Source organism: Novosphingobium sp. CCH12-A3, assembly GCF_001556015.1.
Taxonomy (GTDB): Bacteria; Pseudomonadota; Alphaproteobacteria; order Sphingomonadales; family Sphingomonadaceae; genus Novosphingobium; species Novosphingobium subterraneum.
Genome location: NZ_LSIA01000111.1, coordinates 1 through 23677, shown reverse-complemented (window position 1 = coordinate 23677; position 23677 = coordinate 1). Strand labels below are relative to the sequence as shown.

The 23677-nt window shown below is 63.2% G+C and carries 24 protein-coding genes and 4 tRNA genes; 20 read left to right on the top strand and 8 right to left on the bottom strand.

The features are described 5' to 3' along the window. From AX703_RS27845 to AX703_RS08150, 3 genes are all read left to right on the top strand, one after another. Positions 1-750, top strand: a 750-nt coding sequence (locus tag AX703_RS27845; protein ID WP_197423652.1) for a hypothetical protein, incomplete at its 5' end; no start/stop codon positions are given. A 94-nt stretch (positions 751-844) separates the two neighbouring features. Further along, complete coding sequence (locus AX703_RS08155; RefSeq protein ID WP_062343577.1) at positions 845-1027, top strand: helix-turn-helix domain-containing protein; 183 nt, start codon at positions 845-847, stop codon at positions 1025-1027. Further along, positions 1024-1278: a hypothetical protein gene (locus tag AX703_RS08150; protein WP_062343576.1), complete on the top strand. Its 255-nt coding sequence runs from the start codon at positions 1024-1026 to the stop codon at positions 1276-1278. The genes AX703_RS08155 and AX703_RS08150 overlap by 4 nt, the downstream gene beginning before the upstream one ends. A gap of 45 nt (positions 1279-1323) precedes the next feature. On the opposite strand, the gene AX703_RS28280 is transcribed toward AX703_RS08150, so the two are convergent. Beyond that, positions 1324-1518, bottom strand: a complete 195-nt coding sequence (locus AX703_RS28280) for a hypothetical protein (RefSeq protein WP_062343575.1) — start codon at positions 1516-1518, stop codon at positions 1324-1326. On the opposite strand from AX703_RS28280, the gene AX703_RS08140 reads away from it, so the two are divergent. The 6 genes from AX703_RS08140 (at position 1517) to AX703_RS27300 (ending at position 5324) form a co-directional block, all read left to right on the top strand. Next, on the top strand, positions 1517-1759 hold the full coding sequence (locus AX703_RS08140) for a hypothetical protein (protein WP_062343574.1): 243 nt from the start codon (positions 1517-1519) through the stop codon (positions 1757-1759). The two genes, AX703_RS28280 and AX703_RS08140, sit on opposite strands and share 2 nt — an antisense overlap. Continuing rightward, positions 1756-1968, top strand: a complete 213-nt coding sequence (locus AX703_RS28275) for a hypothetical protein (protein ID WP_062343573.1) — start codon at positions 1756-1758, stop codon at positions 1966-1968. Before AX703_RS08140 ends, AX703_RS28275 begins: the two co-directional genes overlap by 4 nt. Further along, a complete protein-coding gene (locus AX703_RS08130; protein ID WP_062343572.1) occupies positions 1965-2903 on the top strand; it encodes a CHC2 zinc finger domain-containing protein in 939 nt (312 codons plus the stop codon). The genes AX703_RS28275 and AX703_RS08130 overlap by 4 nt, the downstream gene beginning before the upstream one ends. Then, on the top strand, positions 2887-4431 hold the full coding sequence (locus tag AX703_RS08125; protein ID WP_062343571.1) for a YfjI family protein: 1545 nt from the start codon (positions 2887-2889) through the stop codon (positions 4429-4431). The genes AX703_RS08130 and AX703_RS08125 overlap by 17 nt, the downstream gene beginning before the upstream one ends. Before the next feature lie 97 nt (positions 4432-4528). After that, a complete protein-coding gene (locus tag AX703_RS28845) occupies positions 4529-4927 on the top strand; it encodes an HGGxSTG domain-containing protein (protein WP_369821000.1) in 399 nt (132 codons plus the stop codon). Positions 4928-4988: 61 nt separating this feature from the next. Further along, positions 4989-5324: a DNA-binding transcriptional regulator gene (locus AX703_RS27300; protein ID WP_197423651.1), complete on the top strand. Its 336-nt coding sequence runs from the start codon at positions 4989-4991 to the stop codon at positions 5322-5324. Between the two features lie 311 nt (positions 5325-5635). On the opposite strand, the gene AX703_RS08120 is transcribed toward AX703_RS27300, so the two are convergent. Together AX703_RS08120 and AX703_RS08115 are read right to left on the bottom strand one after the other, a co-directional pair. Continuing rightward, positions 5636-5710 (bottom strand) — tRNA-Asn (locus AX703_RS08120). Positions 5711-5790: 80 nt separating this feature from the next. After that, entirely contained in the window at positions 5791-6588 is a 798-nt protein-coding gene (locus tag AX703_RS08115; RefSeq protein WP_062343580.1) for an NAD kinase, read from the bottom strand. A gap of 133 nt (positions 6589-6721) precedes the next feature. Between AX703_RS08115 and AX703_RS08110 the strand changes: the two genes are divergently transcribed. Next, complete coding sequence (locus AX703_RS08110; RefSeq protein ID WP_062343570.1) at positions 6722-8002, top strand: bifunctional diguanylate cyclase/phosphodiesterase; 1281 nt, start codon at positions 6722-6724, stop codon at positions 8000-8002. Here the strand turns inward: AX703_RS08110 and mfd are convergent. The 3 genes from mfd to AX703_RS08095 form a co-directional block, all read right to left on the bottom strand. Then, the gene (gene mfd, locus AX703_RS08105; RefSeq protein ID WP_062343569.1) at positions 7999-11493 is read right to left on the bottom strand and encodes a transcription-repair coupling factor; all 3495 of its coding nucleotides are present in this window, start codon (positions 11491-11493) and stop codon (positions 7999-8001) included. The two genes, AX703_RS08110 and mfd, sit on opposite strands and share 4 nt — an antisense overlap. A 27-nt stretch (positions 11494-11520) precedes the next feature. Next, on the bottom strand, positions 11521-11802 hold the full coding sequence (locus tag AX703_RS08100) for a succinate dehydrogenase assembly factor 2 (RefSeq protein WP_039332261.1): 282 nt from the start codon (positions 11800-11802) through the stop codon (positions 11521-11523). 127 nt (positions 11803-11929) lie between these two features. Next, complete coding sequence (locus AX703_RS08095; protein ID WP_062343568.1) at positions 11930-12316, bottom strand: host attachment protein; 387 nt, start codon at positions 12314-12316, stop codon at positions 11930-11932. A gap of 145 nt (positions 12317-12461) precedes the next feature. Between AX703_RS08095 and recG the strand changes: the two genes are divergently transcribed. Further along, positions 12462-14519, top strand: a complete 2058-nt coding sequence (recG, locus tag AX703_RS08090) for an ATP-dependent DNA helicase RecG (RefSeq protein ID WP_062343579.1) — start codon at positions 12462-12464, stop codon at positions 14517-14519. Positions 14520-14590: 71 nt separating this feature from the next. Here recG and AX703_RS08085 read toward each other — a convergent pair whose 3' ends face one another. Then, positions 14591-15202, bottom strand: coding sequence for a hypothetical protein (locus tag AX703_RS08085; protein ID WP_052242064.1), 612 nt, complete (start codon positions 15200-15202; stop codon positions 14591-14593). Between the two features lie 203 nt (positions 15203-15405). Beyond that, positions 15406-15482: transfer RNA gene (locus AX703_RS08080), tRNA-Pro, on the bottom strand. A 152-nt stretch (positions 15483-15634) separates the two neighbouring features. Here AX703_RS08080 and thyA point away from each other — a divergent pair. From thyA to AX703_RS08035, 9 genes are all read left to right on the top strand, one after another. Continuing rightward, positions 15635-16579 (top strand): thymidylate synthase, encoded by a 945-nt coding sequence (gene thyA, locus AX703_RS08075; protein ID WP_062343567.1) that lies wholly within the window; start codon positions 15635-15637, stop codon positions 16577-16579. Positions 16580-16725: 146 nt separating this feature from the next. Continuing rightward, entirely contained in the window at positions 16726-17748 is a 1023-nt protein-coding gene (locus tag AX703_RS08070; RefSeq protein ID WP_062343566.1) for a VOC family protein, read from the top strand. Positions 17749-17908: 160 nt separating this feature from the next. Next, positions 17909-18667, top strand: a complete 759-nt coding sequence (locus AX703_RS08065; RefSeq protein WP_062343565.1) for an SDR family NAD(P)-dependent oxidoreductase — start codon at positions 17909-17911, stop codon at positions 18665-18667. A 227-nt stretch (positions 18668-18894) separates the two neighbouring features. Continuing rightward, positions 18895-20190 carry a 3-methyl-2-oxobutanoate dehydrogenase (2-methylpropanoyl-transferring) subunit alpha gene (locus AX703_RS08060; RefSeq protein WP_231735453.1) on the top strand — a complete coding sequence of 432 codons (1296 nt, stop codon included), beginning with the start codon at positions 18895-18897 and terminating at the stop codon, positions 20188-20190. Continuing rightward, on the top strand, positions 20187-21242 hold the full coding sequence (locus tag AX703_RS08055) for an alpha-ketoacid dehydrogenase subunit beta (RefSeq protein ID WP_062343563.1): 1056 nt from the start codon (positions 20187-20189) through the stop codon (positions 21240-21242). Before AX703_RS08060 ends, AX703_RS08055 begins: the two co-directional genes overlap by 4 nt. Positions 21243-21246: 4 nt before the next feature. Next, positions 21247-22587: a dihydrolipoamide acetyltransferase family protein gene (locus AX703_RS08050; RefSeq protein ID WP_062343562.1), complete on the top strand. Its 1341-nt coding sequence runs from the start codon at positions 21247-21249 to the stop codon at positions 22585-22587. 29 nt (positions 22588-22616) lie between these two features. Beyond that, on the top strand, positions 22617-23189 hold the full coding sequence (locus AX703_RS08045; RefSeq protein WP_062343561.1) for a YdeI family protein: 573 nt from the start codon (positions 22617-22619) through the stop codon (positions 23187-23189). A 103-nt stretch (positions 23190-23292) separates the two neighbouring features. Next, positions 23293-23369, top strand: a tRNA-Asp gene (locus AX703_RS08040). Between the two features lie 138 nt (positions 23370-23507). Next, positions 23508-23584 (top strand) — tRNA-Asp (locus AX703_RS08035). Positions 23585-23677: the final 93 nt, after the last annotated feature.

The window sequence follows — 23677 nt, the reverse complement described above, 5'->3', positions numbered from 1 at the left end:
AAAATGCAGCCCAATGGCCACACCCGATTTTACACCACATTGACGGACGCGACCGAATTGCTCGCCAAAGCATACGACCGGCATTCAGGCGGCGGCGAGTTCAAGGCTTGCCAAGAGCGGGCTGTCGATACGTTGGCCCGTCGCCTCTCGGATGGTGTGCTCAAGGCTTGGGCAACCCGCTGCACTATTGATTCATCGCGAGATACAACCCCGCCCCAAGTTGGGCAGATTATTGCGACCTATGATTTTTATCAGTCTGATAGCATCGCCCAAGTTCCAAATGAGTTTTGGACCCATTTCCAGTCTGCGCAAGGCGAGGTGCGCCGCTTCGATCCGGTGACCGACGAGTTTACCTTCCACTACAATGACTTTGCTTACTCTCGGCGGTTTGGCTCAGCATATAACGTTCGTTTTGAGCCTGACGGATTGCCGCAAGTTGCGGCCCCGACTTCCGAATGGTCGCACCCACGGGTAGAGGCGGTCGAGCGAGCGCCTAAGCAAGGCGAAGCGGAGGTCACCCCAAGAGGGCGCACTCTTGCTGAGTGGTGGCCCGATTTTGTCGCTGAGTTGGTGTCCTATGCCAAGGAAGGGCTAGTCCCTGATGGCATCGGCCACCAAGGTCAGACAGCGGTATTCAACGAGGTGGCGGCCCGGCTCTCTGAACGGGGTAAATTGCAGCCGAACCGCACACAATGCCAAGAAACGATCAACGCCGTTCTTCGGCGATTGCGCCAGCCGGAAAAGCCTTAGCGGCTAAACCGGCTGAAACCGGCCCCTTCCGGCTGACTTGACCGGCATACCCCCCGACAATCGGCCCCGTTCTTTCATGCACGGAGCCGACCCAATGCACACCAATCCCGACCCCATCGCCTATTCGGTGGCCGACGCTTGCCGCGCGGCATCGATCTGCAAAAGCCACCTCTACAACCTGATCCGCGCGGGCAAGCTGGAGACGCGCAAGCTCGGGCGTAGAACCCTGATACCTGCCGCAAGTCTGCGGGCGCTGATCGAGGGGGAGGCGGCATGAGCGCGCGCGCCACACCCTTTGCCGATCTGCGCACCTCGCTTGACCGGCTGGAGCAAACGCTTCCCGGCGCGGGCGAACTGGAGGGCACTTCGCCGGGTTACATTTGCGTTCGCTTGCTGCCTATCCTCGCATCCCTTGCCGAGGTGGTGAAGGCTTCGCGGGCGGCACTTGAACCGGATTTGCGGGAGGAAATGCACCGCGCCAACGCGGCGGACCTCTACCGCGCCAACGCGCCAGCCGGGGAGGCGTGATTTATGCCCCCGACATGCAAAAGCCCTGCGGGTAAGGCAGGGCTTTCACGCGATTTGCTTGGCGGCTGGTCGCATCCCCATCCTACCGTTGACGCCCTGCGGGTGCAAACGCTGATCCTCGCCCATGCTGTCCGGCCGGAACTGGCCGCAATGCTGGCCGCACTGGTATTCGGGGGGCAGCACAATGGGTAGGCGCACCTCTCGCACAAGTGGCGCGGCAATCGCGTCAATGGGCAGCATGGCCGATACCTTGCGCGCCCTTTCCTATCGCCTGATCCATGAGGCCGGTGCGCACGGCATGACGGCGCTGGAGGTTGTCGAGGCATCGGGCCGCAATCGCTGGGGCATCCAGCCGCGCATTTCCGAACTGGTTTCGGCCAAGTCGGTTGTGGACTCGGGCCGGACGCGCACCAACCCCAGCGGGCGGCAAGCAATCGTCTGGGTGATCCCCGAGCATGGCCCGCAAGGGGGGGAAGCATGACGCTGTCTCCCTTCGCTTACCGGCGCACCTATCCGCTTCGCAACGGCTATGCCGTCACGTTCTCGCTGGACGGGCTGCAACTGCAAGTCGAGTGGTCCCCCGACCTTCCGCAAGGCAGGCAGGCCCGCAAGCTGGTCAAAGGCTATCGGCTGGCGCGGCATCGGTTCATCGCTTCGCTGGGCGTCAATGCCTTGGTGGTGGAACTGTGACGGCGCGGCTGGACCTAGACCTGATCCGGCGTGACAATCCCTTGCCGATCATCGCGGGCAGTCTTGTGAGGCTTCGCAAGGCGGGGCAGGAATGGATTGGCTGCTGTCCGTTCCATGCCGATCGGTCCCCCAGCTTCACCATTTTTGACGGTGGGCTGCGGTTCCACTGTTTCGGCTGCGGGGCATCGGGTGACGTGCTGGACTTTGTGCAGCGGGCCTACCGCGTGAGCCTGCCCGAGGCGGCGCGAATGCTGGCCGGGGGTGACGTGCCCAAGGTTGCATCGGCAAATATCTGTCCAAATCCCGAACCCGAAGCGCGGACTGACTACGGCAAAGCGGCGCGGGCGATCTGGCATCGGTCCATTCCGGCGGCTCGGACACTCGGGGAGGCGTATCTGCGGTTCCGAGGCATCCTTCCCCCCTATCCGCCCGACGTGCGATTCCTGGCCCTTCCCTGCGACAATCTGGGGCCACTGCCCTGCCTTGTGCTTGCGGTGCGTGACGTTGACGGGGAGGTTACGGGTATCCAGCGCATTTTCCTTGCCCATGACGGACAAGGGAAAGCCGCCATTGAAACGCCCAAGCGCTCGCTCGGGAAGGTGAAGGGCGGCGCGATACGTCTGGGCGATCTGGACGGGGCCAATACGTTGACGGTGTGCGAAGGCCCCGAGGATGGCCTTTCATTGCTGGTGATGCTGGGCGGGCCTGTCTGGGTTGCTGCGGGCACCACGTTCCTGCCTTCCATGCAATTCCCGCCGGGGGTGCGCTCTGTCCTGATCGGCGCGGACAATGACCCAGCCGGACAGGTGGCAGCGGAAAAAGCGGCGCATGCCTTTTCCGACCGGGGCCTAAGCGTGCGCATCATCCGGCCTGTTTCAGGGGCCAAAGACTTCAATGACGAATTGACGGGGGCCAACAATGGCAACGCATCCTGACGCGCGCGAACGTGCGGAACAATCCGAGACCTTCGACCCTTGGCCCGAACCTCTCCCCTTGCGGGATGACCTGCCCACGGTCCCAACCTTCGACCCTGCCTTGCTCCCCCGCCAGTTGCGCGGCTGGGTCATGGACATTTCCGAGCGCATGAACTGCCCCGCCGATCTGGTCGCTATTCCGGCCATGGTTTCAGCCGGTGCGCTGATCGGGCGCAAGGTGGGCATACGTCCCCAGCGGCGAACAGACTGGCTGGAGGTTGCGAACGTCTGGGGTTGTGTTGTGGCCCCGCCGGGAAGCCTGAAAAGTCCTGCGGCTGCGGAAGCGCTCGGGCCTATCCGGCGGCTGGAGGCAAAGGCAGCCGCAGCAAACGAAATAGCGCTTGCCGACCACAAAGCGCGGGAAGCTCTCTACAAGCTGGAAAAGGAAAGGGCGGAAAAAGCGGCGCGGGCGGCACTCAAAGGCGAGGGCGGAAACGGTGCGCGCGATAGTGCCCTGTCCATGCTGCTAGGCGTGACCGAACCGACGCCCCCGGCGATCAAGAGGCACCTGACAAGCGACGGCACTGCGGAAAAGCTCGGGGAGATTTGTGCCGACAATCCCGATGGCATTATGGTGCATCGCGACGAATTGCTTTCCCTGTTTGCCGATCTGGACCGGCCCGAAAAGGCATCGGCGCGCGGCTTCTACCTTACCGGCTGGGGCGGACAGGATGGTTATACCTTCGACCGCATCATGCGCGGCACGATACGCATTCCGGCGGTCAATCTCTCCCTTTGCGGCACTACCCAGCCGAACCGGATTGCGGGCTATATGCGGGAGAGCCTGCAAAACTTCGATGACGGCATGGTGCAGCGCTTGCAGTTGCTGGCGTGGCCGGACTTTGGCGGCACCTTCCGGGAGGTTGACCGCTATCCCGACACGGAAGCGAGGCAGGCGGCGCAAGAGTGCTTTACCGACCTGGCTGATCTGGACGTGCGCGAGCTGGGGGCGACATGGGAGGAAGCAACGGGGCCTTACGGTGTGCCCTTCCTTCGCTTTGCCGAGGATGCCCAAGAGGTGTTTGCCGAATGGCGCGGGGCGCTGGAGCAAAGGCTGCGAAGCGAAGAAATGGCCGCTGCCATGACTGCGCACCTGTCCAAATATCGCGGGCTTATCCCCCGGGTGGCCCTGATCTGCCATATCGCCAACAACGACCATGGCCCGGTTTCGCTGGAGGCCACGCGGCAAGCGCTGGGCTGGGCCGAATACTTGGAAAGCCACGCGGTGCGCGCGTATGCCTCTCTCTCGCTGGACAATGCCGAGGCGGCGCGCGCGATCTGGAGGCGGATAACCAAGGGCGAACTGCCCCAGCCGTTCACCGCGCGCGACGTGCAACGAAAAGGGTGGGCTGGCTTGACCGATGCCGAGCGGCTGGGGGCGGGCCTACGGGCGCTACAGGAAGCAAACCGGCTGCGGGTGGTGAAGGTGGAAACCGGGGGGCGTCCATCCGTGACGTTCCACGTCAACCCCAAGGCCTTGCGGTCATAAAGGGCTTCAAGCTGGCACTGACAAAACTGACGCAAGGTGCTTTTGTCGGCTTTGTCAGTGCCCCCCTTACGCATTTCCAGCAAATCGAGGTGGCATCATGGCGTCCGATGAAATGGACAGGCTGCGCATTGCTTGGCGGCGCTACTGGCGAGCAAGCGATCAATGGAGGAAGCGCTGCGATGCTCTGCGGGAGGCCGCGCGGCTGGCATGGCTGGCCAACCCTTCCCTGCGATTTGTAGAACCGATCTGCCAACCCTTCTCGCGAATGCCAGCCGAGTTTCAACGCCTGATCTGCGGTGCCCGAACGCGAACCGGCACACCATGCAAGCGACGTGACCTTTACCGCTCGGGCCGGTGCAAGTTGCACGGTGGCCTAAGCACTGGCCCTAAGACATTGGAGGGCAAGGCGCGCTCTGCAACCAACGCGGGGCAAATCAAAGCTGAGCGAACCCCATGTGAGGGGCAAGGTTACGGCAAGGTAGCGGCGGGCAACTAACCCCATGTGAGGCTGACAAATGTTGACCTTGCGAATTTCGCAAACGGCTGGAGGGCAAGGAGTGGCCTTTAATCCTGACTTTGGAAAGACAGGCTTTGCGCGGCATCTTTTCCGGCTGCGCTTTCGTGACCTGAAGCTAAGCCAGCGGGCCTTTGCCGAGCGGTTCGGGCTTTCCTATTCGGTGGTGCGTGATGCCGAGCAAGGGGCCAAACCTACGCGGGCGCTGCGGGTGATCGTGGCAGCAATCGGCGCTAACCCGGCGTTCATGCAAGTTGCGGCGGGGCTGGTTTCATGGCGGCGCTTCTACCGGCCCGCGCACTCCCGAGGGGCGTGCAAAGGCGCTGGAAAACCTGAATCTGGGTCGGTTGAAACGCGGGGACTCATAGGATCGAATTAATACAGGCTTTTCCGGCTGGCGTTTGCCGGAGCACTACGCGCGCGCGGGCGATCTGTGCGGACTGTGCACCAAGGGGGGGGTGAAAAGTCTGAGGCTTTCGCCTGTAGGACCGACGCCCCTCTTTCGAAGCAACGCTAACCCCACTTTTCGGAGCAACCATGGCACGCAAGGCACGCATCGACAGCGCTGCAATGCCGCTACAGTGCATAGCATTCCACTGGCAATCACTTCGCAGTGTGGGGGAGTGTGTGGGGAGAGATTTGGATTCAGTCACCTAAGGCGCTGAATTTATTGCCAAATCTGGAAAAAAATGGCTCCCTGAGTAGGATTCGAACCTACGGCCGCTCGATTAACAGTCGAGAGCTCTACCGCTGAGCTATCAGGGAGCAGCCCCAGTTCCCCGGGGCAGGAGCGCGCTAATAACAGGCGATTCTCGTTTGGCAAGCACCTGTTTCGAGATTTTTGCTCAGACCATGAATTGCTCGGCGAAGATGCGGTCTTCGAGGCTCTGGCCGCGGTCGAACATCAGGGTAAGGCGGTGTTCGGGCCAGGCCTTCACACGCACTTCGCGGACATCGCGCACTTCCTTCTGATCGGCCACGACGAGAACCGGCCGCTTCACCGATTCGAGCGCCTTGAATACGATCTCGTAGGTGTCGGGCAGAATCGCGCCGCGCCACCTGCGGGGACGGAAGGGACTGATCGGCGTCAGCGCCAGCATGTTCGAGGACAGCGGCAGGATCGGGCCGTTGGCCGAGAGGTTGTAGGCGGTGGAGCCGGCAGGGGTGGCGACGAGGACGCCGTCGCAGGCCAGTTCGGGCATGCGCACCTTGCCGTTGACGCTGACCTCGAGCTTGGCGGTCTGGCGGGTTTCGCGCAGGATCGAGACTTCGTTGATCGCGCAGACTGAGTGTTCTTCGTCCGAGTTGGTTATCGCGGTCATCCGCAGGGGCGAGACCGAGATTTGGGTGGCCTTGGCCAGTCGCTCCTCGATGCCACGGCTCGACCGGTACTTGTTCATCAGGAAGCCAACCGTGCCGAGATTGAGCCCGAAGGCCGGTACGACGTGATCAATATCGAGCATGTGGTGCAGTGTCTGCAGCATGAAGCCGTCGCCGCCGATGACCACGGCCGCCTCTGCCTGATCGAGAGAAACCCAGTTCCTGCTCTTCAGAAGGCTCTCGTAAGCGTCCTGGGCGCGCTCGCTGGGCGAAGCCACAAGCGCTAGGCGGGTGAAGTCCGGCATCAGTATCAAAACCCCCATCTGACGCGACTGCATCGTACCGTAGCGGGGATATGGGGCTAACCGAAGCCGCGCAATGCACAAAAGTACTGGAGCGGGAGCTCGCCGCGAACGGGGAACGCTTTGGCAAGGTTCCGCTGCTATTCGACGCATCATGCCTCACCGCCTGACCTTGCCGGATGCCGATGCTGGCCGGGATGCCCTCACTGGTTTGCCGGGGCTGGCTGCGGCAAGATCGTGGCTGGCGCGGCATGAGCCGGACTTTGTCCATGCCATGCTTGTCGGTCTGCATCGTCTGAGTTCGGTCAACCTGGCTTACGGCCATGCGGGCGGAGATACTGCGCTGGCTGAAATAGGGCGACGTATCGCCGATTTTGCGGTCGACGAACTGGACCCTGGTTCCTTGGTGGCGCGCGTGGGCGGTGGCGAGTTCCTGATCGCCAGCGACGGCACTATCAGTCGTGAGCGCTGGCAGTGGCTGGCAGAAGCACTGACGCGCCGCATCTCTCGCGGTCTGCCGGTGCGGGGCGAGATGCTGCACCTGGTTCCACGAACGGCGCTGTTGCGCGGAATTCCGGGCGAGGCCGGGGCGGCAATGATCGACCGCTTGGATCAAGCGCTCGGCGCGGTACAGCAGCAAGCCGGACGCCGCATACTCTGGGCCGATGGCTCGCACCGGGCGCGAGGTCGGAGTGCGGCGCGGCTCGAAGCCGATCTGATCGGGGCCATGGCGCGGGACGAGATCGGACTCGTGTTCCAGCCACAGTATCGCGTGGCCGACGGCGTGCTGATCGGCGTGGAAGCTCTCGCGCGCTGGGACCATCCCCAACTTGGCCGGATCGGCGCGGAGACGCTTTTCGCCATTGCCGAGCGTGGCGATCATGTGGCGCAGCTGTCACGGCATATCGCGGGCAAGGCACTGGCAGCGGCGGCGGGGTGGGGCAAGCTCGCGTTGTCCCTCAACGTGACAGCCGAGGATCTGGCAAGCGAAGCATTCGCTGCAGACTTTCGCGAGCTGTTGGTCGGAACCGGGTTCGTGCCGACGAGGCTTACGCTGGAAGTGACCGAACATGCGCTGGTGGCGGACTTTGCCCAATCAGCAGCGGCGCTGGCGGAGCTCGCTTCAGTAGGCGTGCGCGTGGCGCTCGACGATTTCGGGACGGGCTATGCGAACTTCCGCACGCTGAAGTCGCTGCCGCTCGATACGATCAAGCTCGACGCATCCATGGTCCGAGACGTCGACAGCGATCCCCGCGACAGGGCGATCCTGACGGCGATCGTTGCGATGGCGCGTGCGCTCGGGCTCAAGATCGTATGCGAAGGCGTCGAGCGCGAGAGCCAGCTTTCAGTGCTGCAGCAAGAGGGCTGCGACACGTTCCAGGGTTTCCTGCGATCAGGACCGATCAGCGCGGCAGAGGTCTCCGCTTTGCTTTAGGCGGCCTTCTTCGCACGCTTCACGATTGCAGCCAGACCCTTCGTCATCTGTACCAGGCCGTTCAGGCGTCCTTCGGCCGTGCCCCAAGCCCGGGTGATGACCAGCTTGTTGTCGGGACGAAGCTTGGCAACGCCGTTGAGCCTCTCGACATAGCCGATGAGGCCGACGGGGTCCGGGAAGGTGTCCTTGTGGAAGCTGACCAGCGCTCCCTTGGGGCCGACGTCGATCTTCGCGATATTGGCGGCGATGGCCTGGCGCTTGACCTCGATCAGGCGCAGCAGGTTCTGCGTGGGCGCGGGCAGGGGGCCGAAGCGGTCGATCATCTCGGCGGCGAGGGCCTCGACCGCGTCCGGTCCTTCGGCGTCGTTCATGCGGCGGTACAGGGCCATGCGCACGGCAAGGTCGGGGACGTAGTCCTCCGGGATCATGATCGGCGCGTCGAGCGTGATCTGGGGGCTCAGTGCCTCGCGTTCGCGGGCGAGGCCGATGTCGCCGGCCTTGGCCGCAAGGATCGCATCCTCGAGCATCGACTGATAGAGTTCGAAGCCCACCTCCTTGATGTGGCCCGACTGCTCGTCGCCGAGGAGGTTGCCGGCGCCGCGAATGTCAAGGTCGTGGCTGGCAAGCTGGAAGCCGGCGCCGAGGCTGTCGAGATCGCCAAGAACCTTGAGGCGCTTTTCGGCGACTTCGGACAGCGCCATGTCCTCTGGCACGGTGAGATAGGCGTAGGCGCGGATCTTGCCGCGACCGACGCGTCCGCGCAGCTGGTAGAGCTGGGCCAGCCCGAAGCGGTCGGCGCGGTGGATGACAATGGTGTTGGCCGAGGGGATATCGATGCCGCTCTCGACGATCGTGGTCGAAAGCAGAACCTCGTACTTTTTCTCGTAGAACGCGCCCATCCGGTCCTCCACCTCGGTCGGGCTCATCTGGCCGTGTGCTGTCACGAAGCGGACTTCGGGCACATTGAGGCGCAGCCATTCCTCGAGCTCGGGCAGGTCGGCGATGCGCGGCACGACGATGAAGCTCTGCCCGCCGCGCTGGTGTTCGCGCAGCAAGGCTTCGCGCATGACCATGTCGTCCCACGGCATGACATAGGTGCGCACGGCAAGGCGGTCCACCGGCGGGGTCTGGATCGTGGAAAGCTCACGCAGGCCCGACATGGCCATCTGCAGCGTGCGAGGAATCGGCGTGGCAGTGAGGGTGAGGACGTGAACGTCCGCCTTCAGTTCCTTGAGCTTTTCCTTGTGCGTGACGCCAAAGCGCTGTTCCTCGTCGACGATGACCAGGCCCAAGCGCTTGAACTCGACCGACTTGGAGAGGAGCGCATGGGTGCCGATGACGATATCGACCTTGCCGCTGGCCAGCCCGGCCTTGGTTTCGGCAGCTTCCTTGGCGGGGACGAGGCGCGAGAGGCGACCGATTTCCAGCGGGAAGCCGTTGAAGCGTTCGACGAAATTCGAATAGTGCTGGCGCGCCAGCAGGGTCGTCGGCGCGATGACGGCCACCTGGACACCCTGCATGGCTGCGACGAACGCCGCGCGCAAGGCAACTTCGGTCTTGCCGAAGCCGACGTCGCCACAGACCAGGCGGTCCATCGGCTTGCCCTCGGCCATGTCGCCGAGGACGTCGTCGATCGCGCGTTCCTGATCCTCGGTTTCGTCCCATGGGAAGCGGTCGACAAAGGGGCCATAGCTCGCGGGATCGACGGGTAGCACAGTGCCCTGTCGCAGGGCGCGCTGGGCCGCCGTGGCCATGAGGTGGCCGGCCATCTCCAGGATGCGTTCGCGCATCCGCGCCTTGCGGCGCTGCCAAGCCTCGCCGCCCAGCTTGTCCAATGCAACGCCATCGGCATCAGAGCCATAGCGTGAAAGGACGTCGAGGTTTTCGACCGGGATGTAGAGCTTGTCGCCACCGGAATATTCCAGCTGAACGCAATCGTGCGGGCTGTCGCCGACGCCAATGGCTTCCAGGCCGAGGTAACGACCGATGCCGTGGTCCATGTGGACGACGAGATCGCCCGGCGTAAGCGCGGACAATTCAGCCAGGAAGGCGTCGGCGTCCTTGCGCTTCTTCTTGCGGCGGACAAGACGGTCGCCAAGGATGTCCTGCTCGGTCAGCAGTTCCAGATCGTCGCTGGCAAAGCCCTGCTCCAGCGGCAGGACCACGGCAGCAGGCTTGCCCGTGGCGGCAAGGCCGAGTGCTTCCTGCCAGGAACCGGCCATCTGCGGCGTGAACTTGCCGGCTTCGGCCAGTAGTGAGGCGAGGCGCGAGCGGGAGCCGGCGGTATAGGCCGCGATGATCGGCTTCTTGCCGCGCGTGCCAAGCGCCGCAATGTACTTGGCGGCCGCTTCGTAGATGTTGGTGCCACCTGAAGTGGCGGCAGCGCGTTCCGGCGTGAAATCGTGGGAAGAGCTGAAGCCGAAATCGACAACCTGCTTCGATTCCGGTTCGGCAAAGATCGTGGTGCGGTGCACGGGCCAACCGGCAAGCGCCCGGTCCAGCTCATCACGCGAAAGATAAAGCGCGGTTTCTGCCAGAGGGCGGTAGCTGCCGGGAGCCTTGGACGAGGAGTCGAGGCGCGACTGATGATAGTCGGCAATGTCGGCAATGCGTTGTTCGGCAGCCTTGATCGCAGTCGTGTCGATCAGGACAAGGTCATCCTCGGCCAGATGATCGAACAGCGTGACGAGCCGGTCTTCGAACAGCGGGAGCCAGTGCTCCATGCCGGCAAGGCGACGGCCATCGGTGATGGCCTGATAGAGCGGATCGCCGGTGGCGTTCGCGCCGAACAGTTCGCGGTAGCGGCTGCGAAAGCGCTTGATGCTGTCATCATCGAGTAGGGCTTCGCTGGCTGGCAGCAGGAGATGCGTTTCGACCGGCTGCACCGAGCGCTGCGTGTTCGGATCGAACAGGCGCAGGGTTTCAAGCTCGTCGCCGAAGAAGTCCAGCCGAAGGCCGTTGTCGAGGCCAGAAGGATAGATGTCGAACACCGATCCGCGCACCGCGTACTCGCCAGCGTCGACGACCGTGTCGGTGCGCGAATAGCCTTGGCGCTGGAGGAGTGCGATCAGGCTTTCGCGGCCGATCTCGGTGCCCGGCGAAAGCAGGCGGGTGGATTCGCGGATACGGAACGGCGTCAGGACGCGCTGGAGCGCGGCGTTGATCGTCGTGACGAGCAGTTGCGGTCCGCTGCGCTTGCGCTGAAGCCGCTGCAGTGCGGCGAGGCGGCGGGAACTGACCGATAGCGCCGGGGAGGCACGGTCAAACGGCAGGCAGTCCCACGCCGGAAAGTCGATGACTTCAAGGTCCGGCGCGAAGAATGCGGCGCTCTCGACGATGGCCCGCATTGCCGACTCGTCAGGCGCAATGAAGACGGCGCGACCTTTGGCGGCGCGGGCGAGATCGGCCAGAACAAGCGGCTGCGCGCCGCGCGCGACGGACGAAAGCGTTAGCGGCGTCTTGGCCGAAAGGATGCGGGCGAGGTCGGACATGGCAGGCTTAACGCGCGAGAGGCAAAATCAGCGCGGGATCTCGACGTAGTCCAGCTTGCGCATGGCGTCCATCATCGCACCGGCATACTTTTCGGGCACAGGCTGTGTGCCGAGCGCCCATGCCATGATCTCGACGTCGTCTTCCTCGATCAGCTCTTCGAACCAGGCGACCTGCTCGGCCGACCAATTGGCGTGGTAGCGGTCAAAATAACAACCGATCATGTAGTCCGCTTCGCGCGTGCCGCGGTGCCAGGCGCGGAAGTGCAGGCGACGAAGGCTCTCGGGGGCGATTGCAGCAGGCTCAGTCATGCTCTGCCGTTAGGCCCATCGGCCCAGCGAGACAAGGGTCCTGGCCCCATGCCAAAGGGCAGCCCGGCGCCTCCGGCCGAAGCCGTCCTTCCCCGCGCCGGAATGCCCCATCGCTTGGCCGCGCGAGTTACTTGCCCCGCAGCGCGGCGATGATCTCGGTGGGCTGGCGACCGACCATGTCCTTGGCCAGTTCCTTGATGATCGCGTTCTGGGTGCCCTTGCTGATCTGGTGGCGCAGTTCGCCCAAGGCGCGCGGCGGAGCGATCAGCGCGAGCTGGGCGATTTTGTGGCCCTGCACCTGCCGGTTGAGCCAATCGGCCACCGCGGCACAGTGGGCGGTCTCGTCCTGCTGATGCGGCGATGCGTGGCTGCCGCCGCTGGAGTGATTGTGCTCGACGAGCGCAGGCGTTTCCATGGCCGCGAGTTCGGGCGCGGCTTCTGTCCCGGCGTTGCGGTAGAGTTCCCAGGCCTTGCCATCGACGACGGCAATGACGGCTCCATGAGGGATCAGCATCGTTTTGCTCCTGCTTTCGTTATCTTCGAAAGCAACTCAAGCACCGGCTCAGCACCTCAACCATGCGGTGGGTCAAAAATGGCCGTGAATTTCGCTTCGAGCGGCATTGGCGAAACGCGGCCTTGCAGCCTATGTCGGGCGGGCAATGCGCCCTGACCTGCTCAACCCCCTGTTCGCGGAAAGCTCCAGCCTCAAAGGCGTGGGGCCCGGTCTGGCGCGCCCGCTCGAGAAGCTCGGACTGACCCGCGTCAAGGACATCGCGTACCACCTGCCCGATCGCTGGGTGCTGCGGCGGGCGGTGGCCAATCTAGACGAGGCGGGGCTGGGGGAACAGATCGTGCTGCCGCTGACGGTGCGCGATTATCGCCAGTCGGCCGGGCGCGGTCCGTTCAGGGTCATGGCCGAGGATGCCGCTGGCAACTATGTCGCGCTTACCTATTTCGGGCGAGCGGCCTATACCGCGAAGAAGCAGCTCCCCCTGGGCGAGAAGCGTTGGGTGGCGGGCAGGCTCGACCAGTTCGGCCAGACCTGGCAGATCGTGCATCCCGATCATGTTAGCGAGGACAGCGCCGGCATGCTCGGCCAGCTGAACGAGCCGGTCTATCCCCTCTCTGAAGGGCTGACGCAGGGGAGGGTTCAGGCCCTGGTGGCGCAGTCGCTGGCGCACCTGCCCAAGCTGCCGGAATGGATCGAGCCGGGCCTCATGGCGCGAATGGGCTGGCCGTCGTGGGACGCAGCGCTGCCGGCTGCACACAAGGCCGAGGACAAGCTGGCCAAGGACCGGCTCGCCTATGACGAACTGCTGGCCAACAGCCTCGCCCTGATGCTGGTGCGGGAGAGCAACCGTGCGAAGAAGGGCACGCCGCTGCACGGGGACGGGCGATTGCGTGCAATGCTCAAGCTGCCGTTCGAACTGACTGGCGCGCAGAAGCGCTCGATTGCCGAGATCGAAAGCGACATGGCGCAAGGCGCGCCGATGCTGCGTCTGCTGCAAGGCGATGTCGGGTCGGGCAAGACGGCGGTGGCGCTCAATGCCATGCTGATCGCGGTGGAGGCTGGCGGGCAAGCCGCGCTGCTGGCGCCGACCGAAATTCTTGCGCGCCAGCACGCCGAGACATTGACGCGGATGGCTGCAGGGACAGGCGTGAACATCGCGCTGTTGACCGGACGCGACAAGGGCAAGGCGCGCGAATCGATCCTGATGGGGCTGCTCGATGGCTCGATCGACATTTGCGTCGGTACGCACGCGATCTTCCAGGAGGCCGTCGCCTACCGCAATCTTGCGCTTGTGGTTATCGACGAGCAGCACCGCTTTGGCGTGGGGCAGCGCCTGATGCTGACCCAGAAGGCGCGACGGACTCCGCATTGCCTGGCGATGACGGCCACACCGATCCCGCGCACGCTGACCCTGGCGCAGTATGGGGAGATGGACGTCTCGCGGCTCGACGAAATGCCGCCCGGCCGTCAGGCCATCGACACCCGCGTGATTTCGACAGAGCGCCTTGCCGACGTGGTCGAGGGAGTGGCGCGGCACATTGCCAAGGGTGCGCAGGCCTACTGGGTCTGCCCGATGGTGCGCGAGCTGGAGACGGAAGACATTGCTGCCGCAGAAGCGCGCTATGCTGCGCTGAAGGAGCGGTTCGGGGATACCGTGGTCATGGTTCACGGCCAGTTGCGGCCCGAGGCCAAAGACACGGCCATGGAGCAGTTTGCCCGGGGTGACGCGCAACTGCTGGTTGCGACGACGGTAATCGAGGTCGGCGTCGACGTTCCGAACGCAACGCTGATGGTGATCGAGCAGGCAGAGCGCTTCGGTTTGGCCCAGTTGCACCAGTTGCGCGGGCGTGTCGGACGGGGCAGCCAGCAATCGACCTGCCTGCTGCTGCGTGGTGAGGCTCTCTCGGAAACCGGGCGCGAGCGGCTTGCTCTGATGCGAGAGACGCAGGACGGCTTTCGCCTGGCCGAGGAAGACTTGCGGTTGCGGGGCGGCGGAGAGCTGCTTGGCACCCGGCAATCGGGCGATACGCCGTTCAAGGTGGCGGACTTCGAACAGATCGCGCGGTTGCTGCCGTTAGCGCATGATGATGCACGACTGCTGATGGAACGCGACGGCGGTTTGTCGTCGCCAAGAGGGGAGGCGGCCCGCGTGCTGCTCTACCTTTTCGAGCGGGATTGGGGCGTGCAACTTCTCAGGGGCGGCTAAGAGGCTGATCCGAGGGAACGGTTGGGGCGGCGCGAAAAAGGGGTAAACGCGCCGCCCGCAACCTGAATTGCTTACTTGCCAGCGGGCTTTGCGGCCGCTGCATTCGCACTCTGGTCGGCGCTCTTTGTAGCGTCTGCGAAACCTTGCGCGGTCATGCCGATCATCAGACCGGAGGCGCCCTTGGCGACCGAAGTCTTCGGCAGCTTCACGCGAACCGTACCCGCATCGAGCACGAATTCGGTATCGGTCACTTCGGCGACCTTGCCTAGCTGGGTGGTGCCATCCGAGGCATAGACCGGCGCATCGACAACGATCGCAGCAGCCGTATCAGCCTTTGCCGCTGCAGCAGCCTTTTCGGCAGCCGCATCCAGTTCGACCTTGGTCATGCCGAGGACCGGGCCCTTGGGACCAGTGCCGAGTGCGGTCAGCGCCAAGGTGGCGGTGTTCTTGCCGGTGTCGATCACGAAGTTGGGCGCGTTGACGCTCTTGATCTTGCCGACTTCGGCGCCGGCAGCATCATAGACAACAGCGCCGACGGCCGGTGTGGCCGCCGCCGGCGCGGCCGTGGTGGCTTCAGCCGTGGCCGTGGCTTCGGTGCCAGCAGCTGCGTCTTGTGCGTTTGCTGCGGTGGCGATGGGTAATGTGGCGACGAGAAGGGCAACAGTGAGTTTGCGGATGGTCACGAATGGAGTTCCTGTCCAGTTGATTGGGTAACCCGGACAAGGTCGTCTTTGTCGTTCCGCAGCGAAACCCGGTTTGCGACTTTGCGAGACGGATTTGCGGGCCAAATGAAGGAGTTGTGGCAGGTGCGCGATGAACCGAGCAGCCTGGCCAAACGAAAAGGGCGACCCGAAGGCCGCCCTTTCGATCACCTTCGAAGGTGAAATGGTCGGGGAAAGAGGATTCGAACCTCCGGCCCCTGCCTCCCGAAGACAGTGCTCTACCAGGCTGAGCTATTCCCCGACCGATCCGCCAACCGGTGACCCGGCTGCGAGGCAGGGGCGCCCTATACGAAGCAGTTCCGACGCTGGCAAGCGGGTAACGCCAAGTTTTTTCGCCGGGAAATTTCGGCGGCGATTTTGCTCGAGCCCGCCCGCGCAGCTAGAAGCGAAGCCATGCCTGAACGCGCCGATTCCGCCCGCCATTACGAACAGCAGTATCTCGATCTCATGCGCGAGATCTGGGAGCGCGGAGACGAGCGGGTGGATCGTACCGGCGTTGGCACACGATCGGTTTTTGGCGCGCAATTGCGCTTCGACCTTTCCGACGGGCGCATGCCTTTGCTTACGACCAAGCGGGTGTACTGGAAAACAGCGACCCGCGAGTTTCTGTGGTTCCTGACTGGCGATACAAATATCCGCAAGCTGTGCGCGCAGGGTGTCGAGATTTGGACGGACTGGCCGCTGGACAAATACCGCAAGGCTTCCGGCGATGACATTTCCCGGGCCGATTTTTCGGCACGCGTTGTAGAAGATGAGGCGTTCGCCCGTGAATGGGGCGATCTCGGTCCGGTCTATGGCAAGCAGTGGGTAGACTGGCCGGTCTATGAACCGGCAGGCGATGACCTGTTTCGCCAGCGGGAGCAGGGGGTGAACCAGGTTGCCGAGGTGGTCCGCTCGCTGAGGACCAATCCCGGCAGCCGTCGCCATATCGTCGAGGGCTGGAACGTGGCCGAGCTTGACGCGATGGCGCTGCCTCCCTGCCACAAGACCTACCAGTTCCACGTCAGCGGGAACCGGCTGAATGGTCTGCTCTACCAGCGCAGCTGCGACGTGGCGCTGGGCCTGCCATTCAATCTGTGGGGTGCGGCCCTGTTCATCCGCTTGCTGGCGCAGCAGTGTGATCTCGAACCAGGAGAACTGGTTTGGATGGGGGGCGACACGCATCTCTATCTCAACCACGCCGAACTGGTTGAAACCCAGCTCGCCAGAAAGCCTTCAGGAGATCCTCGGCTTTCGATCCTGCGCCGGCCGGACTCAATCTTCGATTACAGGATCGAGGATTTTCAAGTGACCGGTTATGCGCCGCAGGGCGTGATCAAGGCCGACGTTGCGGTCTGAACCGGCAAAGGGCGTGGACTTACTGTTCGGCATCCATGAAATTGATGCACTGTCCTTCAAACAATTCATGATCCGGATTTGATCTGGCGCAAGACGATTGGATGAGAACGCCGCCATTCCCTTGCAAGCAAGGCAGGAGAATTGGCGTGGCGATCATTGGCATCAGGCGGTTGACATGGATGGTAGAGGAGGTTGAACCTTGCGTTCGCTTCTTCCGCGATTTTGGGCTGACGCTGATCGAGCAGAACGATGGCTCGGCGCTTTTCGAAGCGGCCGACGGTTCTCAGTCATTGTTCTTGAAGCGCGGTCATCCCGATCTGCCCAAGGGTTCGGCGCAGACGACGAAGGGCGTCCATGAATGCGTTTGGGCGGTGGACAACGCGGAAGGGCTGGAACGCCTCAAGGCTCGCCTCGATCGCGTCGTTGACCTGGCCACTGATGCTGAGGGCGCGGTCCATTTCGTCACGCCGTTCGGGCAGGCGATTGGGCTGCAAGTGTGGCAGCCGCGTGCTGTCTTTGGCGCGCCAACCCCGCAGAATACGGTGGGCCGGATTGCCCGCCTCAACCAGCCGCGCAAATGGATTGATCGGGCGGTGCCAAAGCGCACGCACCACTGCGTCTGGACGTTTCCGGACGTGCAGGAGGCGGTGGCTTTCTATCAGGACATCCTCGGCTTCCGCATCACCGACATGCAGAAGGGCTTTGGCGTCTACATGCGGGCGGATGGCTGCTACGAACATCACAACGTGTTCCTGGCCGATGCGCACGCGCCGATGCCGGGCTTCAACGGTACCCTGAAGTTTCACCACGCCAATTGGGAAGTCGAGGATATCGACGAGTTGATGGTGGCCAAGAACTATCTCGACAGGCGCGGCTACACGTACGGTGACTGGAACTGGGGTTTCGGGCGTCACCGGCTGACGTCGGCTGCGTTCCTGTACGTGCCTTGTCCGGCGGGTGGCGAGGCAGAATACGGTGCGGATTGTGATTGCGTTGATGACAGCTGGAAGCCGCGCATCTGGGACGGCGCTTTCGGAACAGCGATATACATGACCAACCTGCCGGACTTCATGAAGGGCGAACCCAACTGGGACGTGCGATATGCCGGGCCTGACGAGTTGCGATATCACCCGGCCGAAACGGCACGTCTGTTGGACGCCGCCGAATAACCATGCACGGCATGGATTGGGCGCATCCATGAATTGCCTTTGTCTTGCGACGGTCCATCTCTTATGCCGCCCTTACGGTGCAGGGTATGGGAGAGGGTGCTACTGACATGGACGTGAGGTTATCCGCGCTGGCTGACCAAGGCAGGCCTGTCGCTCGCGCATGAGTGGCCTGTTCGATCTTTCTGGCAAAGCGGCCATCGTTACCGGCTCCACGCGTGGGATTGGTCGCGCGATTGCAGAGGCGCTTATTGCAGCCGGCGCAAGAGTGATGATCTCAAGCGAGGACCCAGCCGATACTGCGCGCGTGGCCGCGGAGCTGGGCATGCCGGGTTGCCCCTGCGACGTGAGCGATGACGCAGCGCTGGCCCACCTTGTGGCGGAAAGCCTCGAGGTTTTCGGGCGGATCGACCATCTGGTTTGCAATGCCGGAATCACCGGTAAGCCGGGTTCGTTCTCGCAGATCGACATGGACGATTATGCTCGGGTCATGGCAATCAATCTGCGGAGCCAGGTCGTGCTGTGCAATCTTGCCCTTCCGCATATCGCGGCGAGCGGCGGCGGTGCGGCCTTGCTGATGGCCAGTCTCTCGGCTCTGCGAGGCAACCTGCGGATCAATGCCTACGCTCTTGCGAAGGCGGGCGTAGCGCAACTGGCACGCAATCTCGCTGTGGAGTGGGGACCTAGCGGAGTGCGGGTCAATGCCATCTCTCCCGGATTCATCGCCACGGAACTTTCGCAGCCGTTGCTTGATGATGCCGCTTTCATGGCGCGTCGCATGGCGATGACGCCATTGCGTCGTCCTGGAACGCCGGATGAAGTGGCGGGCGCCGCGGTGTTCCTCGCTGCGCCGGCCGGCGCGTTTGTCACCGGCCACAATCTCGTGATCGATGGCGGAACTCTGATCACTGACGGCAGCTGACCGGAACACCGGGCTCCTGATGGAACAAGAGGCGCTTCGGCGCTTTGTGATCCTCGGACAATATATTAGCCTTGCTAGAAAAGACGTTTTTCGATCCGCCGGACGGCGGAAGCGAGAAAAGCTCTGTGAAATTAAATAACAAGAGTATATAACTTTGCGCCTGTCATGCTTTTCCATATGGAAAGCGCGATTCGATGTGGGAGAGTTCAGATGCGGGTGTTCGCAGCATGAGCGGAAGCGTGCGCGGCAACATGGCGCCGTTGGCGCTGCATGTGCCGGAACCGAAGTTCCGGCCGGGCGACGAGGTCGATTATTCGCACCTCGAAATCCCGCCCGCCGGTGCGCAGCCGCGTCCTGACGAGCAGTGCACGGCAGCGGAAACGCAGGGGCTGTGTTTCGACCTGGTTCGTGTGCTGGGCGACGATCATCGCGCAGTCGGCCCATGGGATCCGAAGCTCGATGCGGAAACCTTGCGGCGGATGCTTCGCACCATGGCGCTCACCCGGGCCTTCGACGACCGCATGTATCGCGGGCAACGGCAGGGCAAGACCAGCTTCTACATGAAGTGTACGGGGGAAGAGGCAACCTCCGTGGCCCCGGCAATGGCCTTGGCATCTGACGACATGGTCTTTCCGAGCTACCGCCAGCAGGGCATCCTGATTTCGCGGGGCTACCCGATCGTCGAGATGATCAATCAGATCTACTCGAACCGGGCGGACAAGCTGAAGGGGCGGCAGCTGCCGATCATGTATTCGGCGCGTGAGGCTTCGTTCTTCACAATTAGCGGCAACCTCGCGACGCAGTATCCGCAAGCGGTAGGTTGGGCGATGGCCAGCGCGATCAAGGGTGACACCCGGATTGCGGCCACCTGGATCGGCGAGGGATCGACGGCAGAGGGGGACTTCCATTCAGCGATGACCTTCGCAACCGTCTACAATGCGCCGGTCATCTTCAATGTCGTCAACAACCAGTGGGCGATCTCGAGCTTTTCGGGATTTGCCGGCGCCGAGCGTACCACCTTTGCGGCTCGCGCCATCGGTTATGGCATGGCTGGGCTGCGGGTGGACGGCAACGACCCCCTGGCAGTCTATGCGGCCACCAAGTGGGCAGCAGACCGCGCTCGATCGAACGCTGGACCCACGCTGATCGAGCACTTCACCTATCGCGCCGAGGGACATTCGACCTCGGACGATCCTGGCCAGTATCGTTCGGCGCACGAGCGTGAGGAGTGGCCGCTTGGGGATCCGATCAACCGGCTCAAGCAGCATCTGATCGCGCTTGGTGAGTGGTCCGAAGAGCAGCACGCCGCGATGGATCGCGAACTGATGGACATGGTCAAGGCCGCGACCAAGGAAGCTGAAAAGAACGGCATCCTCGGCCACGGCCTGCATCACCCGTTCCATACCATGTTCGAAGACGTGTTCGAAGACTTGCCCTGGCACCTTCGGGAGCAGAGCGAGCAGGCAATTCACGAGCGTCGGGTCAAATGGCCAGAGTGGTCCGAGGAGGGGAAGCAGCCATGACCCACGAAGAATCGCCGGTCAGCCTCGCCGAGGCTCCGACCCGCCGTCTCAACATGATCGAGGCAATCAACGATGCGCTCGACATCATGATGGAGCGCGATCCCAACGTTGTCGTGATGGGAGAGGATGTCGGCTATTTTGGTGGCGTGTTCCGCGCCACCGCAGGCCTGCAGAAGAAGTACGGCAAGACCCGCGTGTTCGACACGCCGATCAGCGAGTGCGGGATCATTGGCGTGGCTGTCGGCATGGGCGCCTATGGCCTGCGCCCCGTGCCCGAGATCCAGTTCGCCGACTACATCTATCCGGGGCTCGACCAGTTGGTGTCGGAAGCGGCACGCTTGCGGTATCGTTCGGCCGGCGAGTTCATCGCGCCGATGACCGTACGCTCGCCATTCGGCGGCGGCATCTTCGGCGGGCAGACGCACAGCCAGAGCCCCGAGGCGCTGTTCACGCATGTCGCCGGCCTGAAGACGGTCGTGCCGAGCAACCCGCACGATGCAAAAGGCCTGCTGATCTCGGCGATCGAGGATAACGATCCGGTGATCTTCTTTGAACCGAAGCGCATCTATAACGGCCCGTTCAACGGCTACTATGACAAGCCGGTCGAGCCGTGGTCGAAGCATGCCGACAGCGCGGTGCCCGAAGGCTACTATTCGATTCCCCTGGGCAAGGCGCGCATTGTCCGTCCGGGCAACGCTTTCACGGTCCTGGCCTACGGCACCATGGTCCACGTGGCCGCCGCGGTTTGCGCGGAAAAGGGCGTTGATGCCGAGATCATCGACTTGCGCACCCTGGTTCCACTCGACATCGAGACGGTGGAAAAGTCGGTGGAAAAGACCGGCAAATGCCTGATCGTCCATGAAGCGACGCGCACTTCGGGCTTCGGTGCAGAACTCTCGGCTCTGGTTCAGGAGCGCTGCTTCTATCACCTCGAAGCCCCGATCGGGCGCGTGACGGGCTTTGACACCCCCTATCCACACAGCCTCGAATGGGCCTACTTCCCAGGCCCTGTCCGCATCGGCGAGGCCATCGACCGCCTTACGAAAGCCTGAAGCCATGGGAACCTATACATTCCGCCTGCCCGACATCGGCGAAGGTATCGCCGAGGCCGAGATCGTGGCCTGGCACGTCGCCGTGGGCGACATGGTCGAGGAAGATGGCCGCTTGGCCGACATGATGACCGACAAGGCAACGGTCGAAATGGAAAGCCCCGTGGCGGGCAAGGTCGTCTCGATCGCGGGCGAAGTCGGTGATGTGGTCGCGATTGGTTCGGCACTGGTTGTCATCGAGACCGAAGGGGAAGGGGAGGCGCAGGCGCCCGCTGCGGCGCCAGCCCCTGCGCCCGCGCCCAAGGCGGAAATCGTTGAAGAGCGCATCGAGGTAGAGACGTCGGACGCTGGCGACGCGTCGCGGGTTGAGGCAGCTTCACCGCCGCCACCTTCACCACCGCCACCTCCGCCTTCCCCGGCAGCGCCCAAGCCTGCTCCCGCGCAGGCGGTCGAGCAAGTTCGCCGCGGCTACTATGCCAAGGTCCTCGCGAGCCCGGCCGTCCGCCAGCGTGCGCGCGATCTTGGCATCGATCTGTCCGAAGTGCGCCCGTCCGAGGAAGGGCGCGTGCGCCATGCGGATCTCGACCAGTTCCTCGCCTACAATGCAACGGGGGGCTATCGCTCCGCCGGTCCGGAGCGTGGCGACGAGGTGATCAAGGTCATTGGTATGCGCCGCCGCATTGCCGAGAACATGGCGGCATCAAAGCGCCACATTCCGCACTTCTCCTATGTCGAAGAGTGCGACGTTACGGCACTTGAAGTGATGCGCGAACAGCTCAACAGCAGCCGCGGCGACAAGCCCAAGCTGACGATGCTGCCGCTGCTCATCACCGCGATCTGTCGTACCCTGCCGCAATTCCCGATGATCAATGCCCGCTACGATGACGAAGCTGGCGTGGTGACCCGTTACGGAGCGGTCCATCTCGGCATGGCGGCGCAGACGCCAGCGGGCCTGATGGTGCCGGTGATCCGCAATGCGCAGTCCCTCAACCTGTGGCAGCTTGCGCGCGAGATTGGCCGTCTTGCCGAAGCGGCTCGTAATGGCAGCGCCAAGTCGGACGAGCTTTCGGGCTCGACCCTCACCGTCACGTCGCTTGGACCCTTGGGCGGCGTGGCGACGACCCCGGTGATCAACCGGCCCGAAGTCGCCATCATCGGACCCAACCGGATAATCGAGCGGCCGATGTTCGTGCCCGACGGCATGGGTGGCGAGCGCATCGAGAAGCGCAAGCTGATGAACATCTCGATCAGCTGCGACCATCGCGTGGTCGACGGCCACGATGCCGCAAGCTTTGTCCAGGCAATCAAGAAGCTCATCGAAACGCCGGTGCTGCTACTGGCTGACTGATGTGATAAATGTGCGGATCGGAGGTGCCCATGCCGACGACCGATCCGCGCATCGATCAGCATATCGCGAATGCAGGAGCATTCGCTCGACCGGTTCTCGAGCATTTTCGGGCGCTGGTGCATCGCGAGGTGCCCGAATGCGTCGAAGCCATCAAGTGGGGCATGCCGCACTTCACGTTGGGCGGAAAGAACCTGGCAGGCATGGCGGCCTTCAAGGCCCATGTCTCGATCTTCTTCCATAACGACGAGGTAGCGGGCGGGACGGGTCCGTTTCGCAGGATCGCATCGCTCGAGAATTTCCCGGACGAGGCCACTGTTGTCGAACGACTGAACTCCGCCGTCGCCCGGCTTTCTGCGCCAAAGGCAAAGTTGCCGCGCGCTTCCCCCAAGCCAGTGCCGGAACTCCCCGAACCCTTCAGCGCCGCTCTGGCAGTCGCTGGGCATGCAGAGTGCTTTGCGGCAATGTCTCCCGGTCAGCGCCGGGAGTACATCGAATGGATCGTCGAGGCGAAGACCGAACCCACGCGGGACAAGCGCATTGCACAGGCGGTCGAATGGATTGGCGAAGGCAAGAGCCGCAATTGGAAGTACCAGAATTGCTGAAGGCACAGGCAGCGAGAAGAAAATGTCGATCGAGGCCAAATGCTCGTGGTTGAGCGTTGACAGCCTGCAAAAGCTGCCATAGAGGCGGCGCTCCCAACGGCGAGCGGGTGTAGCTCAGTTGGTTAGAGTGCCGGCCTGTCACGCCGGAGGTCGCGGGTTCGAGCCCCGTCACTCGCGCCATTGGGATGATGAAGAAGGCGCCTCCGGGCGCCTTTTTCTTTGTGCGCAACGCGGCGCTCCGTTGTGGAAAAATTCCCGCTTTCAAGCCCGTTGACAGCCCACACGGCCTGCCATAGAGGCGCGGCTTCCAAGAGGTACGCGGGTGTAGCTCAGTTGGTTAGAGTGCCGGCCTGTCACGCCGGAGGTCGCGGGTTCGAGCCCCGTCACTCGCGCCACCACTTGGTACGGTGCCTTCGCGGCACTCTTTTGACGTTACGCGGGTGTAGCTCAGTTGGTTAGAGTGCCGGCCTGTCACGCCGGAGGTCGCG

Excerpts from the sequence above, each read along its gene's own strand:
- AX703_RS08155 (WP_062343577.1), top strand. The coding sequence starts at position 845 with ATGCACACCAATCCCGACCCCATCGCCTATTCGGTGGCCGACGCTTGC.
- AX703_RS08150 (WP_062343576.1), top strand. The coding sequence starts at position 1,024 with ATGAGCGCGCGCGCCACACCCTTTGCCGATCTGCGCACCTCGCTTGAC.
- AX703_RS08140 (WP_062343574.1), top strand. The coding sequence starts at position 1,517 with ATGGCCGATACCTTGCGCGCCCTTTCCTATCGCCTGATCCATGAGGCC.
- AX703_RS28280 (WP_062343575.1), bottom strand. The coding sequence starts at position 1,518 with ATGCTGCCCATTGACGCGATTGCCGCGCCACTTGTGCGAGAGGTGCGC.
- AX703_RS28275 (WP_062343573.1), top strand. The coding sequence starts at position 1,756 with ATGACGCTGTCTCCCTTCGCTTACCGGCGCACCTATCCGCTTCGCAAC.
- AX703_RS08125 (WP_062343571.1), top strand. The coding sequence starts at position 2,887 with ATGGCAACGCATCCTGACGCGCGCGAACGTGCGGAACAATCCGAGACC.
- AX703_RS28845 (WP_369821000.1), top strand. The coding sequence starts at position 4,529 with ATGGCGTCCGATGAAATGGACAGGCTGCGCATTGCTTGGCGGCGCTAC.
- AX703_RS08115 (WP_062343580.1), bottom strand. The coding sequence starts at position 6,588 with ATGGGGGTTTTGATACTGATGCCGGACTTCACCCGCCTAGCGCTTGTG.
- AX703_RS08110 (WP_062343570.1), top strand. The coding sequence starts at position 6,722 with ATGCCTCACCGCCTGACCTTGCCGGATGCCGATGCTGGCCGGGATGCC.
- mfd (WP_062343569.1), bottom strand. The coding sequence starts at position 11,493 with ATGTCCGACCTCGCCCGCATCCTTTCGGCCAAGACGCCGCTAACGCTT.
- AX703_RS08100 (WP_039332261.1), bottom strand. The coding sequence starts at position 11,802 with ATGACTGAGCCTGCTGCAATCGCCCCCGAGAGCCTTCGTCGCCTGCAC.
- AX703_RS08095 (WP_062343568.1), bottom strand. The coding sequence starts at position 12,316 with ATGCTGATCCCTCATGGAGCCGTCATTGCCGTCGTCGATGGCAAGGCC.
- recG (WP_062343579.1), top strand. The coding sequence starts at position 12,462 with ATGCGCCCTGACCTGCTCAACCCCCTGTTCGCGGAAAGCTCCAGCCTC.
- thyA (WP_062343567.1), top strand. The coding sequence starts at position 15,635 with ATGCCTGAACGCGCCGATTCCGCCCGCCATTACGAACAGCAGTATCTC.
- AX703_RS08065 (WP_062343565.1), top strand. The coding sequence starts at position 17,909 with ATGAGTGGCCTGTTCGATCTTTCTGGCAAAGCGGCCATCGTTACCGGC.
- AX703_RS08060 (WP_231735453.1), top strand. The coding sequence starts at position 18,895 with ATGAGCGGAAGCGTGCGCGGCAACATGGCGCCGTTGGCGCTGCATGTG.
- AX703_RS08055 (WP_062343563.1), top strand. The coding sequence starts at position 20,187 with ATGACCCACGAAGAATCGCCGGTCAGCCTCGCCGAGGCTCCGACCCGC.
- AX703_RS08050 (WP_062343562.1), top strand. The coding sequence starts at position 21,247 with ATGGGAACCTATACATTCCGCCTGCCCGACATCGGCGAAGGTATCGCC.
- AX703_RS08045 (WP_062343561.1), top strand. The coding sequence starts at position 22,617 with ATGCCGACGACCGATCCGCGCATCGATCAGCATATCGCGAATGCAGGA.